Source organism: Anabaena sp. 4-3, assembly GCF_001597745.1.
Taxonomy (GTDB): domain Bacteria; phylum Cyanobacteriota; class Cyanobacteriia; order Cyanobacteriales; family Nostocaceae; genus Trichormus.
Window position 1 is genome coordinate 26,166 of record NZ_LUHJ01000026.1, and the last position, 15,904, is coordinate 42,069.

Consider the following 15,904-nt stretch of genomic DNA (forward strand, 5'->3'; position numbering starts at 1 on the left):
GAGAGGTTATTATTGCTGATTTGAGGTTGATTTTTTTGAACGCGGAGGTACGCGGAGGGTTTTAGGAGTTTTTGGGATTTTTTAAGAGGAAAACTAATATTGCTCCTGAAATAATGCCGCCTATCCAACCAAATAAACTATTAACTAAAATCCACCAGCCTGATTGTTCAACATATCGCCGCAGTATCCACCATTGGATGATCCCTACTATGGGGCCTACTAAAAGTAGGGAATATTCGGGGTAAGCACCGCTTAGGAGAAGGGAGATACAAGTACCTAATGTAGTTCCTAATAGCCACGACTTTTCTGAGATGGGTATGTGTCGTCTTAGGACTAATAATTGCATATAAGCTACTGTTAAGCCCATTGTTATGGCTACAGTTTGATAAGTTAGGATGTTACCGAAGATAGGTTCTACTATTGCATAGGCGATCGCTGCAAAAATAAATCCTCCTATTAAACCCATGACATTCACTAACACCCATTGCAAATAAAATCCTAGTCCGATGTTTGGGTGTTGGGTAGATACCGCCGGTGCAGGAGATACAGAGGGTTGCGGAATTTCTTGACGATATTGTTCTGGAACTGTGGGCGGTGGAGAATACAGGGTAGGCTCAACATTAATCGGTTGCTGTTGTGAGGGTTCAACAGGTAGCGTTGGTGTATGTTCTGGATGCGCTGTTGTCTGTGTTGGTGCGTAAGGACTGCCCAATTGCTGTACAGATGCTAAAGCTTCTACTGCCGACTGGTAGCGTTGCCGAAAGTCGTAGCGTACCATTTTGTCTAATACTTCTGCTAGGGCTGGGCTGATTTGTACCAAGTGTCGCCAGACAATTTCTGCTGTTTGTACATCTTCTTCTAATTGATGGGGCATTAATCCTGTTAAAGCTTGAATGCCTATCATTCCGACTGCGTAAACATCACTACTTAACCTGGGGCTACCCCGACTCTGTTCACTGGGCATATAACCAGCTGTCCCAATACCTACAGTCATTTTAGTTACGCCTTCGCCAGTTACTACCTGTGTACTAATTTGTTTAACTGCGCCAAAGTCAATTAGTACAACTTTGCCGTCACTATTACGGCGGATCAGGTTTGGTGGTTTGATGTCTCGGTGAATGACTTGATTTTGATGGACAAAGGCTAAGGGTTGTAGGATATTTTGCAACAGGGAGATAGTATAGGCTTCGCTCAGTCGTTTTCCGGGGGTGAGTTCATCACTGAGGGGATGCCCATCAATAAATTGTTGCACGAGAAAGAATTCCTCGTTTTCTTCAAAGTGCGCCAATAGTTGGGGTATTTGGTCGTGGTTCCCTAACTTATGTAGTAACTGTGCTTCTGATTGAAACAACCGCCTAGCAACCTGTAATGTCATCGGATCGGTTGCCATTGGTTTAAGTTGTTTGACTACACACAGACTGTTGTAAAGTTTTGTGTCTTCGGCAATAAAGGTTTGACCAAAACCACCAGCACCCAAGACTTTGGTAATTTTATAGCGTCCGTCTAATAACTGACCCAACATAAAGGCGATCGCACACAAGAATGTCTGTATTTTAACTGCTATATAAATATTAGACAAAGCTAGATATTTATTTCTTACTTCATCGGGAGCATGGGAGCAGTTATCCCTCAGTAAGCTTTCAAGGTTTAGCCAACCTCGATATATTAATTGCTGCGTTTAAATCCCTGTCTATTGAAAAACCACAATTTTCACAATTGTAAGTTCTTTGCTGAAGTGGCATATCTTGAATATGCCCACAATTTGAACAGGTTTTACTAGATGGATACCATGTATCAATAATGATTATTTCACAGCCAAATTTTTTAGCCTTATATTCCAACTGCCGTTTAAACTCATAAAACCCACAATCAGCAATTACTTGAGCTAATTTATGGTTAGATAACATCCCCGAAACATTTAAATATTCGATAACTACTTTGGCGTGGTTTTTGCATAAATAAGTAGTTATTTGATGAAGGGTGTTTTTTCTTAGGTTTGCTATCTTGGCGTGGTGTTTAGCTAGCTTGATTTTAGCTTGATTACTATTGCTAGAACCTTTAACTTTTCTAGCAAGTTTTCTAGAAAGATTTTGGAGCTTCCTTAAATGATATTTATAGTGTTTTGGGTTGGGAAACACTACTCCAGTTGATAAAGTTGCTAATTCCTTAACACCTAAATCAACTCCTACTACATCATGCTGTTTTTCGGTTATTTCAGTTTCTTGCTCATAAGCAACAGAAACATACCAACTATCAGTGATTCTAGATATGGTAATAGCTTTACAAGCTGTATGAGGTAAACCTTCGTAAGTTTTAACCCATCCAATTGTGGGTAATTTAATTGATTTACCGCCTACGGGGATAGGTTTACCACTAGCATCTATTGTAAAAGAATCATCTTTCCCTTTCTTTTTAAATTTTGGATAACCGCTTTTACCAGCAAAAAATCTATCAAATGCTGCTCCTAAATTATCAAAAGCATATTGAGTTATCTTTTGACAAATTCCCTTTTGTTTAATCCATGTAAATTCAGGTTTTACATAATTGTTAAAGAATTTTTTGAGCAGATATTTATTGGGTTTTAAGCCATCTTTAACAAAACTATTCCAAGTAGCAATACCCCAATTGTAAGTAAATCTAGCAATACCAGCGTGCTTACTCATTATTACTTTTTGAGATTTGCTCAACTTAAGTTTTGTTTTAATGGCTAAAAGCATTGCTAGTTTTTCAACACTTAATTTCTTTCTTGTCTGAGTTTGTTAGCTCCTGTACAGCTTTGTTAATAGCTTTCTGAAGATTTTTCTTTATTTCTTGAGAATATTCTTTTAGCTGAAAGTTTAACGCTCTTATCCCATCGTTGCCAGGTTTTAACCGATACTCCAATTTTTTCAGCAAATTCATACTGCTTAAACATAAAAATACCTGTATAATTATATATTTATGTATAGGTGTATATGTTTGTCTATTTAATTGTCAACTTCGATGACTATCCAGAAACAATGGTTGAGGTATTGCGGGGACAGTCCCAAAATTACAAAAAAACTCCCCTCACTTTGATTGAATTACTTAAATGTCTGAGTAAACAGATACTAGAATTTACCAGCAAGGTTTTATCGTCGGAATTAGAAATTTAAAACTTTATAGCTTAACGTAGGCGAGAAATGTTAAATCTAGTAACGTTGAGCGGTGAAAAATCAACGTGAAAGCACAGGTATTTAGAGGTGTAAATCAACTTTCCTACGAAGAAGTCCCCGTACCGAGTCTGGAAGCAGATGAAGTTTTGGTACAGGTGCAAGTAGTCGGTCTATGTCAGTCAGATATTAAAAAAATTCGTTATCCTCTCTATGAACCACCGCGCATTTTTGGACATGAAACCGCCGGCACGATCGCCGCAGTCGGTTCAGATGTGGTAGGTTGGCAAGTAGGACAACGGGTAGCAGTTATGCACCATATCCCCTGTATGCGTTGTGCTTACTGCATGAATGATAATTTCTCTATGTGCGATGTTTACAAAAACATCTCGACAACAGCAGGGTTTAACCCCAGTGGTGGCGGTTTTGCTGAGTATGTCAAAGTTCCTGGTCATATTGTGCAGAATGGTGGGTTAATCCCGATCCCCGACGATATTAGTTTTGAAGAAGCCAGTTTTGTCGAACCTACCAACTGTTGTTTAAAAGCTGTCAAAAAAGCCCAAATTGTCCCCGGACAAACGGTATTGGTAACTGGTGCAGGGCCAATTGGCTTAATGTTTGTGATGTTGGTGAAGTATTTCGGGGGCAAAGCGATCGCCACTGATTTATTACCGTCTAGAATAGAAAAAGCTCTCAGTGTCGGTGCAGAAGCCGCTTTTGATGCTCGTGATTCCGATTTAGCTGCTAAAATTCATAGTCTCACTGGTGGACTAGGTGTTGATGTCACACTATTAGCTGTCCCCAGTGATAAAGCTTTTTTTCAAGCCCTTGATTGTACCCGTAAAGGCGGCAAAATCCTATTTTTTGCCGAATTTCCCGACGAGGTAGAAATTCCCATTAATCCCAATATTCTCTACCGTCGCGAAATCGACTTAATGGGTAGCTATAGTTCCTCCTATCGTCTGCAAAATCTGGCGGCAGACATTGTATTTAATCGTCGCATCGATGTGCAAGCTTTAATCAGCGATCGCTACCCATTACAAGATTTATCAGCAGCCGTAGACCAAGCGATCGCACCTACGCCAGAAACTTATAAAATCCTCATTTATCCTTAAGTTGGAGACTGGGGACTGGGGACTGGGGGGATGAGGAGAATAAATTTTACCCAGTTGTCAACTGTCAACTGTCAACAATCAACAGTCAACCATCCCCATTTTGAATTTTGAATTTTGAATTTTGAATTTTGAATTTTGAATTTTGAATTTTGAATTGGTCTGACCCCCTGCCCCCCTATATGGAAATATCGATTACATTACTGATAGTAGCCATACTAGCCTTCTATGTAGCTTGGAATCTTGGAGCTAACGACGTTGCCAATGCAATGGGAACTTCTGTTGGTTCCAAAGCTATTACTCTCAAGCAAGCACTAATTATTGCGGGAGTTTTAGAATTCACTGGTGCGGTTTTATTTGGTCATCAAGTGACAGCTACCCTAGCAACTAAAGTAGCCAAACCAGATTTATTTGCAGCTACACCCCAAGTTTTAGTTATTGGGATGTTGACAGTATTGATTTCTTGTGGTATGTGGCTACAAATTGCCACAACACGGGGTTTACCTGTATCCTCATCCCATGCGGTTGTCGGTGCGATCGCAGGTTTTAGTTGGGTAGCTTTAGGAGTCGGGGCGATTGATTGGTCAACAATTGGTTCAATCACTATTGGTTGGATTTTAACACCAGTTATCAGTGGAGCGATCGCCGCTTTATTTTATAGTCAAATCAAACACTGGATTTTGGATCAACCACAGCAAATTCAACAACTACAAGAGTGGATACCCTGGTTAAGTACAGTCCTCATTGGAGTATTTGGGGTAATTGTTCTACCTCTGTTCACTCAACCCATCAACAATTTTTTAATTGCACAACTGGGAATTCACATCCCACCCCACGACATCCCCCTGGTAATAGGTGCAGTCGCCGCAGTTGCACTGACTATGATTAGTTGGCGACAGTTAGAAGAAGCGGAGGAAGAAAAGCCTTTACCCAGTCCCCAGTCCCCAGTCCCCAATCCCGAATACCTATTCGCCCGCTTTCAAGTCCTCAGTGCTTGCTTTGTGGCGTTTGCACATGGTTCTAATGATGTGGGAAATGCGATCGCACCTGTAGCAGCGATCGTTTATATTGATCACACAGGCCAAGTACCCACAAACAGCATGACTATTCCCTTGTGGATTTTAATCCTAGGTGGTGCTGGGATTGTCGCCGGTCTAGCCGTCTGGGGTAAAAAAGTAATTGCTACTATCGGCGAAAATATTATTTCCTTACAACCCAGTAGTGGCTTCTGTGCTGAACTTGCCACCGCCACCACTATTTTACTCGCCTCCCGCCTGGGTTTACCTGTCTCCACCTCTCACGCCCTAGTTGGTGGTGTAGTCGGTATTGGACTGGTACAAGATATAAATTCCGTGAAATTCCAAACCCTCAAAGGTATAGCCGCAGCTTGGCTAGTGACTGTTCCTGTGAGTGCAGTTCTCAGTGCTGTGATCTTTAATATCGCGCGCATATTCTGGCTGTAAATATCAATTCTCGTGATGTGTCATGTTTAACTATTATCTTTGCTAATTTAACTGCGCCCATATCTACTGAAATTACAAAGTTAAGAAGTATTTTGCCAAAATGGCAATTAATTAATTAAAATGTTTGGTATGGGATGATTTTAATTTCAGTACGACCAACTCCATCATCCCAATATCAAAGATAGAAACTGTTCTCCTAGCTACATTTCTGAGCAATTTTCCCTAAATATAACAAATTAAACAATTCTCTTGTACTCAGGTACTGACTTGCAATAAGCTGATAATTAGTATTGCTACAAAAATAATAAGTATTTATATTAGGTGAGTTATTTTATTGTGCAGAAAATCTCACTTAGGCACTGAATAATGAACTCAGACTGATGCTATTCAGGTGTGCGACATTGAAACAAACTCAGTGTAATCGGCTGTGAGTAAATTTATATGCTTACCAACACTGAGTTAGCCATGACCAAATGAATTTGATATCCGTAAATGCTGTTAAAATTTTTGAGTTTATCTGACACAATCGGTGGAAATCAGAATGAACACTCAGCAAATTCACACAAAGCAGCTTTATCGTCAAGGTGTATAGAGGTTAGAAGCTAATGGGGCGATTTGAAAAGCGGCCAGACAACCCACGAGTCCGAGGCGAAATATCTAGAGCAGCAGAAACAGCTTTATGGGCTGTTGTGGAAGATTTAGAAAGTCTCCAGCAAAATTTACTCAGATCATTACAAGAAGAAATTAAACGGTTGCAGTCTGAAAAAGACCGTTTAACAGATGAAATTCACCAGCTGATCGAAGAAAAAGAACATTTACAAGAAGTCCGGCGAATTACTGAGCAGCAGGTGTTAATCCGTCAATTGTCAGAAGCTCTAGCCAAGCATATCTGTTCCCAACTGCAATCATCGCTAGCAGCTATCACTAGCCAAACAGAGCATCAAATTGCAGCACTCAAGTCAACTCAAAGCATTAACCCTGCTCATGAGAACTCTCAGGAAGCTGAAAAAATCCTAGGTACTCTGGATGATAACCTGACGATCGCCTTTAATTCCCTACAACAAGAACTCAAGAACTATCAAAACAATCTTTCCCAGCAGTTGTCTAGGATGTACAGTCAACAGCAGGAAGGAGAAAAGATTCTAGATGATTTTATTGATCAAATGCGTGAGGGATTGACAAAAACCATCCAAGAAACCTCTCGCATAGCAGCAAAAGTGTCACCCCCTACAGTATTGCAACCTGGGGAACTGCCACCGTCTAATTCTGCGCCAGTGGTAAGTGTATCACCACCAACTGTGTTGCAACCTGCTGAGTTACGTCCTTCAACTCCTCAACAAACACCGTCATCTGTAGAGGAAGATGAACACACTCGCACTGAGTCAGTTCCTACTCTCAGGGAAAAGTCTACTCAGAGTCACACCATCAGCCAGTCTGCCCCCACATCACCATCACCAATCATTGTCTCACCATCGGCAGACCAGCCTTCAGAATCAGTTACAAGCAAGACTACAATTTCTTCAAACAGCGAAACTAACACACCACCAGTTACAGAAACACCCCCAGAACCAATTTCTGTACTTCATAACCCACTATCTCAAGCACCAGAAACAAAACAAGTTCCTGAACCAATTTCTGTACTCAACCAGGAAACCTCTAGCAGCCCGGCGCAATCTTCATCTACTCCCACTACCGCTAAGGAACCGATTTCTGTACTCAATCAGGAAACCTCTAGCAGCCCGGCGCAATCTTCATCTACTCCTACTACCGCTAAGGAACCGATTTCTGTACTCAACAGAAATTTATCAGCCAGTCAGACATCTCCAGCACCAGCATCACAACCACGCCGGGGATCAACTCCACCTCCAGCATCTCAAAGCCCCAGAAAATCTGGTTTATCACCTATCCAAATCGGCTTTTTGTTGATTGTGTCCTCTACAGTGATGTCATCGCTGTATAACGTCGCCATCAAGGGGATGTTTTATAAAACATCTCAAATGTCCACAGGGTTGGTGTTAGAAGGTTTAATCTCGCCTACTGTGGGGAATATTATGTTAATTCTCACCTTACGCTTGATGGTGGTTGTACCACTGATGATGCTGTTAGCTCCCATGATGCACCCCCAAGTTTGGCAAGATTTACAAAATATTAAGGAATCTTTTGGGAAAAATCGCTCGAATACTCGTGTGAAAAAACAAAGCGATTTGCAATTGATCATTGCTAGTGGTTGCTTTTTGTTTTTATCTCAAGTTTTAATTTACCTAGCTATTGGTCAAGTTGCTACAGGCACAGCGATCGCACTGTTCTTTATTTACCCGCTCATTAATGTCATCTTATCTTGGTTACTGCTGCGCGATCGCCCTAGTAAATTTCGTACCATCGCCCTCGGCGCAATTTTCTGCGGACAATTGCTAGTCTTTGCTGGACTTACAACTACTGGGATCGGCAATAATATCTTCGGTGGGTTCACAGCAATTGGGGCTGGAGTCGCTTTCGCTTGCTACTTACTACTCACCAGGGTGTGCGCTGCCAAAATACATCCAGTGTCTTTGACTTTCATTAACTTCGCCACCATGTTAGCTTTGAGCTTTGTATTTTTGATGTTACCTTTACCAAACACTTGGAATTTAGCAGTTGACCCGTCTAAGATACTAGAGATTGTTTTAACTGCTGCTATTTTGGGTGTATTAACTCTCTTGGGATATGTATCCAATCACATTGGAGTTAACAAACTAGGTGCATCGCGTTCAGCTATTATTGGTGCTGGTGTACCTATCTTAACTGTAATTTTTGCCGGATTGATGCTGCAAGAGAGCCTGAGCATCGTCCAGATTTTCGGAGTTTTATGCGTCACTTTTGGTGCCGCAGCTTTTAACTTCGTCACCAAGCGAAATCAAACTCAATCACCCGGTTGAAGAAACTCGAATGCACCACAGTAGTCAGCCTAGACCAAAAAGGTAAAAGTAACTAGCTAAAAAATCATTGCCTCTATCAGTCAAGTTTCACTGTTCTCAAGCAAATTATCCTACCGTAAAACTTTAACCAAAGATTTTACGTTGCCACTGGCAGAACATCTCTGCTTTTTTATCACAGGAGTGTTCTCAAGTTCAGTTACAAATTACTCTTTTTTCTCGATTTCACAAAAAACTGTTAACAACAACGATATCAACAACACAGCATAGCTACAGCAGGGAACAGGGAACAGGGAACAGGTTTGAAAGTCTCTTGGCATAAAGCTTTGTTCATAAAATTTGTACCTCATTTATCCCAAATCTGCTGTAAAATATACAGCAATCAATGGGGGTCAGGCGAGTCAGAATCAAAACTGTTTTGATATCTGGCTTTGATCCCTAAGCATGATATGTTGTTTTATCGCCAACTACTGTAGATCCCACTAGCAATCAACCAAAAATATTTAGGATAAATTGATATAATCACGGTTTACAACTGAGATGGTTTTCAGTTAAATGTCATCAAATCATGACTTTAAGAATTGATAGATCCAGGGATAATCATAAATTTTTTCAATATTAAGCCAAAAAAAATTAAGAATAGATTAATTCATACAATTTAAATCAAATGACAACTGAATATGGAATATCATGTTGTGAGGAAATAAAAGCAATTGCAAAGCTGCAAGTAAGATTATCTGCCTGATTTAGCATCTATGACCTTCGCGCCAACCAACTGCCTAGACTGCAACGAAATCAAAGATAGTTGCAGGTTGCATGGTAGGTAACAACGCCTTTTGAATTATATGAGCGTTAACTGGGTTGGTAGGTGACTTTCTCATCATATTCGGCTCTGTTACCTCTGGAAATATATGTATTAGCAAAAATATCCAGAGTCGGAAAGTTACCGTTAGTATCGAGGTTCTGGTCATAGACTCCAGTAATCTGTTTTTGCTCTCCGAGCAACCCAAGAGTTAAGACAGAAAAAATGTAGTGAGATTAGCAAAAAAGAGGATGACTGGATAAAGGACACAGACAATCCGGATACTGTCAAAAGTCCTTGTAGGTTACTTATTAGAACCATTATATAGTTCGCTACTAACTGATAAGGCTATCATGGAGAAAATTTGGCAGGTAATTGGCGATTTTTCGGTAAGATACAGGGATAAAGACAGTAACAACCATGTTACTGGTTATTAGAAATTACAGCGTGGAGGAATCAACACTTTGGCTACTAATTATCCTTTAGCAAGACCATAATATACATTCTCAAGGGAAGAAAACACCTTCCTTAAGGCGTAGACCTACTACTTTTTTAGACTAATAAGCGTGCTATTCAACTATTTGTAATATGAGTAATGACATCGATCTGATCAAACGTCTTGGTCCCAGTGCAATGGATCAGATCATGCTATACCTGGCTTTCAGTGCCATGCGGACAAGCGGGCATAGACATGGGGCGTTTTTAGATGCAGCAGCGACAGCAGCTAAGTGTGCCATATACATGACATATCTAGAGCAGGGGCAGAACCTACGCATGACGGGGCATTTGCACCACCTAGAGCCGAAACGAGTCAAAATTATCGTTGAGGAAGTCAGACAAGCTCTGATGGAGGGCAAACTGCTGAAGACGCTGGGTTCTCAAGAACCTCGCTATCTAATTCAGTTCCCCTATGTGTGGATGGAAAAGTTTCCTTGGCAACCAGGGCGATCGCGCATTCCAGGCACAAGCCTTACCAGTGAAGAGAAAAAGCAACTAGAGCAGAAACTACCCAGTAATCTCCCAGATGCTCAGTTAGTCACCTCCTTCGAGTTTATTGAGTTAATCGAATTTTTGCATCGGCGATCGCAAGAAGACTTACCACCAGAACATCAAATGCCGTTAAGTGAGGCTTTAGGAGAGCATATTAAACGTCGTCTGCTCTACTCTGGCACAGTGACACGCATAGACTCACCTTGGGGAATGCCCTTTTACGCTCTAACTCGTCCATTCTATGCCCCAGCAGATGAACAAGAGCGCACCTACATCATGGTAGAAGATACCGCCCGATACTTCCGCATGATGAAAGATTGGGCAGAACGCACACCCAATGTCATGCGCGCTGTAGAAGAACTGGATATTCCGCCAGAGCGATGGGATCAAGCAATGGAAGAACTGGATGAAATCGTCCGCGCTTGGGCAGATAAGTATCACCAAGCAGGGGGTATTCCCATGATTTTACAGATGGTATTTGGCAAAAAAGAGGACTAATCACTCAGGGAATAGAAAGTTTTTCAAATGCTTGTGAATTAAAACCATAATTTGGCCGAACATTGATTGTTTCAACTACCATTCAGCAGAAATTCTATATCCCGATTGCTACTAATATCAACTGCTCATCCCAATCATCACTCCTTGGTGTCAACCAATGCCTGCTGCAACCTTTTCCTGAGCGTAGAAGAAGGTAGGTAAGTAATTTTGCTTTTTGATTTTAGTCAACTGCTGTCTGATGTTTGCTTGTATACACTTTTTGCTTGTCTTTGTCTTTTAGACGTAAGATGAACAGAATTGTTGCATCAAACATTCCACACTTGACTCTTAGACAGGATACCAACAAATACCTTGATGATCTCACCTTCCGCTCAGGAAAAGTAAAAATTTTACCCAAAATTGTTGCTAGCCCGGCTGGAAAATCAAACGAACATAACTCATATAAGCTGGGTTTTGCAAGCGGCTCAAGCCCTCACTACAAACCTTCACGCTGCACAACAAATAGGGGTAGGTTCTGCACCCACCCCTGTTGTTGCCGATATTTTACGCCCAACGGCTAAGGCTACGGGTTTTAAACTAGCAACTAAATTTACCGAAAATTTGGGTTTGAGGTTCCCCTAACTTCTAGTTAGGCTTTTTGGTATAATTGAATTGTCTCAGGTAGAATATCCGCAGATACAGGACGACTCAATTGTTGAGTGAAATACGACAGGTCGGGAAATAATCAAGACAACTCGGTGGCGAAAACGAGTCTAATCAAAGCTAGCTAAATCAACAAAGTAGCACCAACCAGAAAACAAAAGTTAGAACATTCTTGGCTAGTGCCGTTTGGATTTACAGCTATTACTTTCAAACCAGCATTTTCGGCTTTGTTTGAAAGTATCATTATAAACTGCCCCCATCCGGCATCATTAACGCTTTTAGCCAATTTTGTTTGAGCTAGTCCTTTGATATTCAACTTTTCAACAGCTATGACATCATAGTTGCCTAGCAATGCTTTAGCTGTCTTGAAGTGGAAATCTCTACGAGTATCAGCAACTTTTTTGTGCTGCTTACCGAGTTTTTGGATAGCTTTTTTACGACGATTAGAACTTTTGTTGCGTCTAGACACTTTACGCTGTGCCATCATCCCGCCATTCATCTCACGCTGCACTTCGTGTCAGACGTGGGGCTTCTGTCGGTTCAAGCTAAAAAAGCTAATGTATGCCTTATGTGAAGATAAAGATAACAGATTGATTTGGTAGCGTCAAGACCAGCACAACGTCGCAAAAAAGCGATAAACTCATTACAAATCTGGGAGGCAAAGTTTGTTGCTTATCTAGCTGGAGATACCAGATTTATCTATTTGTGTTGTGGTGTGGGTGATGAGGATGATCAAAAACTAGACGGAAAAATTCTAACGCTGTACTAATTTTAACCTACTTGTGCATCTGTCTAATTAACTCTTAAGCACAACCTAGTTTGATTATGCCCAGGTCTAAAATCTTCTCTGAACCTTTTGATCCTCAAGGTGTTTATCCCTGTCCAGTCTGCCGGGTAGGTAAGATTTCTCACATCCCATTGATGGAAGCGATGGGTTGCGATTTCTGCCACGAAATCTTTACTGTTAATGTGGAACAACAACAGATTAAGATGCCTTCTCGACAACCTCCTTTGATGTGGCGGTGGAATGGGTTGAATTGGTCAGAGGTGCAGTTAGAAGGTGTAGAACTAGGTTGGGGTTATGGCTTGGCAGCAATTAGTTTTATCTTTCTACCCACATTTTTAATTGGTATAGTAGCTTATTATTTCCCTCCTAGTTCTCATGATCCTATTAGTTGGTTGCCATATATTTGGACAATATTAACTTTTTTATCACATTTATCAATTATTATTTGGATTTTTATAGAAGTTTATCAAATACCAATATCGGCATATTGGCGAGCCATTAATAGATGGAGAAACCGACAGATAGAAAGATAATGCAAAAATGTAGAATTCACAACTGAGAATTTTACAGATCAAAAGGAGTAGAGAATTTTTGTATAAAAGGTTATTGATAGCCTTAGCAGGTTGCGATAGGCTGAATATAATCTCTGAGTGCTAACTTTTTACCGTAGAATAAAACTGTACAAATAGTTACTACGGTGCTGCCCAGTCCTATTTAAATATATGGAGGGCTACATTTGTCTGAAAATAATTTGATTCTCCATTAACACATCTTATGAGCGATCTGGAGCGGTATTATAGGGTATTGGAATTAGAACCAGGAGCAAGCCTGGAGGAAATTAACCAAGCTTATAAAGATTTGGTGTTTGTATGGCATCCAGATCGTCTACCTAAAGATAACACCCGCTTACAACAGAAAGCACAAGAAAAACTCAAAGCCATTAATGAGGCGCGTGATAGGTTGCGCTCTTTAAATGGTAAGCATCAACATATTCATCATTCTCCCAAACCTCAACCGAAAAAAACAGCACCGAAAAACTATCAGCCACCCAACCCAAATCCAGATTTGAGTGGTAAAGATTTCAGCAGAGCTAATCTCAGTAATCGAGATTTATCTGGCAGGAATCTCAGTTATGCTAACTTAAGCGGTGCGAATCTCAGTGATACCTTCATGCACAAAGTTAATTTGAGAGGTGCAGATTTATCAGAGGCTAATTTATTCCGAGCCAATTTACTGTTAGCTGATTTGAGAGAGGCTAATTTACGTGCTGCCAACCTCATTGGTGCTGATTTGAGTGGTGCTGATTTGCGTGGTGCTGACTTAACAGGGGCGCGAATTCGCTCAGGCGATCGCCTACTGGTAAAATTAATAGGTGCTAACTTAGCCGGTGCAATTATGCCTGATGGTGTAATTCATCGTTAAGTAGTCATTAGTCATTAGTCATTGGTCATTAGTCATTAGTCATTAGTCATTAGTCATTAGTCATTGGTCATTAGTCATTGGTCATTAGTCATTAGTCATTAGTCATTGGTCATTAGTCATTCTCTTTTTTATCGCCCGTCCCCCATTCCTTAATTAGCATGAATATTACAATTATTGGCTGTGGTTATGTTGGTTGTGCAATTGCTAAATATTGGCAGCAAAACTCATCTTTTGTTGTTACCGTCACCACCACTACACCTGAGCGTGTTCCCACATTACAAACATTAGCTGACAAAGTTATAGTAACTAAAGGCAATAATTTAGAGGGATTAACATCAGCACTACAAAATCAAGATGTTGTTTTGTTAAGTGTGGGTGCAAAAGGTGCAGATGTCTATGAAGAAACTTATTTAAACACTGCTAAAACTTTAGTTTCAGTTTTAGAACAAAATTCTACAGTTAAACAACTAATATATACAGGCAGTTATTCTGTTTATGGTGAGAGGAATGGCGAATGGGTAGATGAAGAAACCCCACCTCAACCTAGCAATCGTAACGGAGAAATCCTGAAAGCCACAGAAGACACTTTACTAGCAGCATCTAGTGAAAATCTCCGCGTTTGTATCTTGCGCTTGGGCGGAATTTATGGTATAGACAGAGAACTGATGAAAATCTTTAGCCGAGTTCCTGGTACAACCCGCCCTGGTAATGGTAGTGATGTCACCAACTGGATTCATTTAGATGATATTGTGGCAGCTATAGAATTTGCTAGACAACACCAATTACAAGGTCTTTATAATTTAGTAGACGATGCCCATCTCACCAGTAAAGAATTACTCGATACTCTATTAGCAAAATATAATTTACCTCAAGTAACTTGGGATGATACAACTCAGAGTAACCGTCCCTATAATGCTAAAGTTTCTAATGAAAAAATCAAAGCAGCCGGATATAAGTTAATCCATCCTCAGATGATTTTTTAGTAAACAGTAAATCTTAGGAAATATGCAATTATCTCCATCTACCCAGTTTTATACTTGGCAGAATTATCGCTGTGCATATACAGTACATCAACATAGCAATTCTCAGCCTGACAGCATTCCTTTATTATTAGTTCAGCCCATTGGGGTGGGGTTATCAGGAAAATTCTGGCAACGTTTTTGTGATGAATGGTTGAATACAGGTAACAAGAATATAATTTATAATCCCGATTTATTAGGATGTGGTGAAAGTGATAAACCTCGTGTAGTTTATACTTCTAGAGATTGGGCAAATCAGTTAAGATACTTTTTACAAAATGTTATTCAAAAACCTGTAATTTTAGTAGTGCAAGGTGCTTCATTACCAATAGGACTGGAATTAGTTCAACAAGAATTAAATTTAATTGCTGGTTTGGTACTTTCAGTACCTCCATCTTGGCCTTTGATTAGTAAAAAGATACCAGCATGGCGACAAAAACTATTGTGGAATATTTTTGATTCACCAGTTGGTAGTGCTTTTTATCGCTATGCACGCACTCCTAAGTTTTTGAGTTCTTTCTCTACTCGTCAACTGTTTGCTTCAGCCGATGCTGTTGATCAAGAATGGTTAAATACTTTAGTTGCAGGTGCAGTTAACCCAGACAGTCGCCACGCAGTATTTTCGTTTTTAGCTGGATTTTGGCGAGAAGATTATAGGAGTGTAATGGCTGCTATCCAGCAACCGACGCTGGTAGTGATGGGAGAAGCAGCATCTAGTATTAGCAAAGAAGGCGAAACAGAAACACCTGACGATCGCTTGGCTGAGTACCTAGCTTGTTTACCGCAAAGTACAGGGGTGAAAATACCAGGGCGAAATGTTTTACCTTATGAGTCTACTACGGAATTTGTGCAAGCGATCGCTTCGCCAATATCAAAGGCGATCGCCGAAGGCTTAAGCTTCGCTTATCGCACCCTTTATTAGTCAATTATCCTAAGCGGTGCAGATACAGCAATTACCCACCTTGCTGCCCTAGCTGCTAGTGCAGCATTACCTTAATTTCGCCTCTAGGTTTTAAAACTTCAGAATCAATTTATGATTAACAATTGGGTCATTCAATCAAGCTGGTGGGAAGAAAGTCAGCGAACTGTTTTTTAAGGAATTGCTAACGGAACTCTGTCCCCCTCC

At 40.5% G+C, this 15,904-nt stretch carries 13 protein-coding genes and 1 pseudogene; 10 read left to right on the forward strand and 4 right to left on the reverse strand.

Going from position 1 to position 15,904, the window contains the following annotated elements:
* Nucleotides 1-61: 61 nt before the first annotated feature.
* Together A3775_RS06690 and A3775_RS06695 are read right to left on the reverse strand one after the other, a co-directional pair.
* On the reverse strand, nt 62-1,522 hold the full coding sequence (locus A3775_RS06690) for a serine/threonine-protein kinase (protein ID WP_066424320.1): 1,461 nt from the start codon (nt 1,520-1,522) through the stop codon (nt 62-64).
* Nucleotides 1,523-1,640: 118 nt separating this feature from the next.
* The gene (locus tag A3775_RS06695) at nt 1,641-2,717 is read right to left on the reverse strand and encodes an RNA-guided endonuclease TnpB family protein (RefSeq protein ID WP_066424321.1); all 1,077 of its coding nucleotides are present in this window, start codon (nt 2,715-2,717) and stop codon (nt 1,641-1,643) included.
* A 237-nt stretch (nt 2,718-2,954) separates the two neighbouring features.
* Between A3775_RS06695 and A3775_RS06700 the strand changes: the two genes are divergently transcribed.
* The 4 genes from A3775_RS06700 (at nt 2,955) to A3775_RS06715 (ending at nt 8,621) form a co-directional block, all read left to right on the forward strand.
* A complete protein-coding gene (locus A3775_RS06700) occupies nt 2,955-3,134 on the forward strand; it encodes a hypothetical protein (protein WP_066379720.1) in 180 nt (59 codons plus the stop codon).
* 65 nt (nt 3,135-3,199) lie between these two features.
* Nucleotides 3,200-4,246: a zinc-dependent dehydrogenase gene (locus A3775_RS06705; protein WP_066424322.1), complete on the forward strand. Its 1,047-nt coding sequence runs from the start codon at nt 3,200-3,202 to the stop codon at nt 4,244-4,246.
* A gap of 179 nt (nt 4,247-4,425) precedes the next feature.
* Nucleotides 4,426-5,706 (forward strand): inorganic phosphate transporter, encoded by a 1,281-nt coding sequence (locus A3775_RS06710; protein WP_369817209.1) that lies wholly within the window; start codon nt 4,426-4,428, stop codon nt 5,704-5,706.
* 605 nt (nt 5,707-6,311) lie between these two features.
* Nucleotides 6,312-8,621, forward strand: coding sequence for a DMT family transporter (locus A3775_RS06715; RefSeq protein ID WP_066424323.1), 2,310 nt, complete (start codon nt 6,312-6,314; stop codon nt 8,619-8,621).
* A 776-nt stretch (nt 8,622-9,397) separates the two neighbouring features.
* Here A3775_RS06715 and A3775_RS24950 read toward each other — a convergent pair.
* Nucleotides 9,398-9,589, reverse strand: coding sequence for a hypothetical protein (locus A3775_RS24950; protein ID WP_066379713.1), 192 nt, complete (start codon nt 9,587-9,589; stop codon nt 9,398-9,400).
* Nucleotides 9,590-10,008: 419 nt separating this feature from the next.
* On the opposite strand from A3775_RS24950, the gene hetR reads away from it, so the two are divergent.
* Together hetR and A3775_RS25365 are read left to right on the forward strand one after the other, a co-directional pair.
* Complete coding sequence (hetR, locus tag A3775_RS06725; protein ID WP_066379710.1) at nt 10,009-10,908, forward strand: heterocyst differentiation master regulator HetR; 900 nt, start codon at nt 10,009-10,011, stop codon at nt 10,906-10,908.
* Between the two features lie 453 nt (nt 10,909-11,361).
* Complete coding sequence (locus A3775_RS25365) at nt 11,362-11,529, forward strand: hypothetical protein (protein WP_369817210.1); 168 nt, start codon at nt 11,362-11,364, stop codon at nt 11,527-11,529.
* Between the two features lie 181 nt (nt 11,530-11,710).
* Here A3775_RS25365 and A3775_RS06735 read toward each other — a convergent pair.
* A pseudogene (locus A3775_RS06735) lies at nt 11,711-12,031 on the reverse strand (RNA-guided endonuclease InsQ/TnpB family protein); the annotation flags it as partial.
* 344 nt (nt 12,032-12,375) lie between these two features.
* Between A3775_RS06735 and A3775_RS06740 the strand changes: the two are divergent.
* The 4 genes from A3775_RS06740 to A3775_RS06755 all read left to right on the forward strand — a co-directional run bounded on the left by A3775_RS06740 (nt 12,376) and on the right by A3775_RS06755 (nt 15,700).
* Nucleotides 12,376-12,870: a hypothetical protein gene (locus tag A3775_RS06740; RefSeq protein ID WP_066379705.1), complete on the forward strand. Its 495-nt coding sequence runs from the start codon at nt 12,376-12,378 to the stop codon at nt 12,868-12,870.
* A gap of 241 nt (nt 12,871-13,111) precedes the next feature.
* Nucleotides 13,112-13,759: a pentapeptide repeat-containing protein gene (locus A3775_RS06745; RefSeq protein ID WP_197480101.1), complete on the forward strand. Its 648-nt coding sequence runs from the start codon at nt 13,112-13,114 to the stop codon at nt 13,757-13,759.
* 158 nt (nt 13,760-13,917) lie between these two features.
* Nucleotides 13,918-14,742, forward strand: coding sequence for an SDR family oxidoreductase (locus A3775_RS06750; RefSeq protein WP_066424328.1), 825 nt, complete (start codon nt 13,918-13,920; stop codon nt 14,740-14,742).
* Between the two features lie 22 nt (nt 14,743-14,764).
* Complete coding sequence (locus A3775_RS06755) at nt 14,765-15,700, forward strand: alpha/beta fold hydrolase (RefSeq protein WP_197480102.1); 936 nt, start codon at nt 14,765-14,767, stop codon at nt 15,698-15,700.
* The last annotated feature ends 204 nt before the right edge of the window (nt 15,701-15,904 follow it).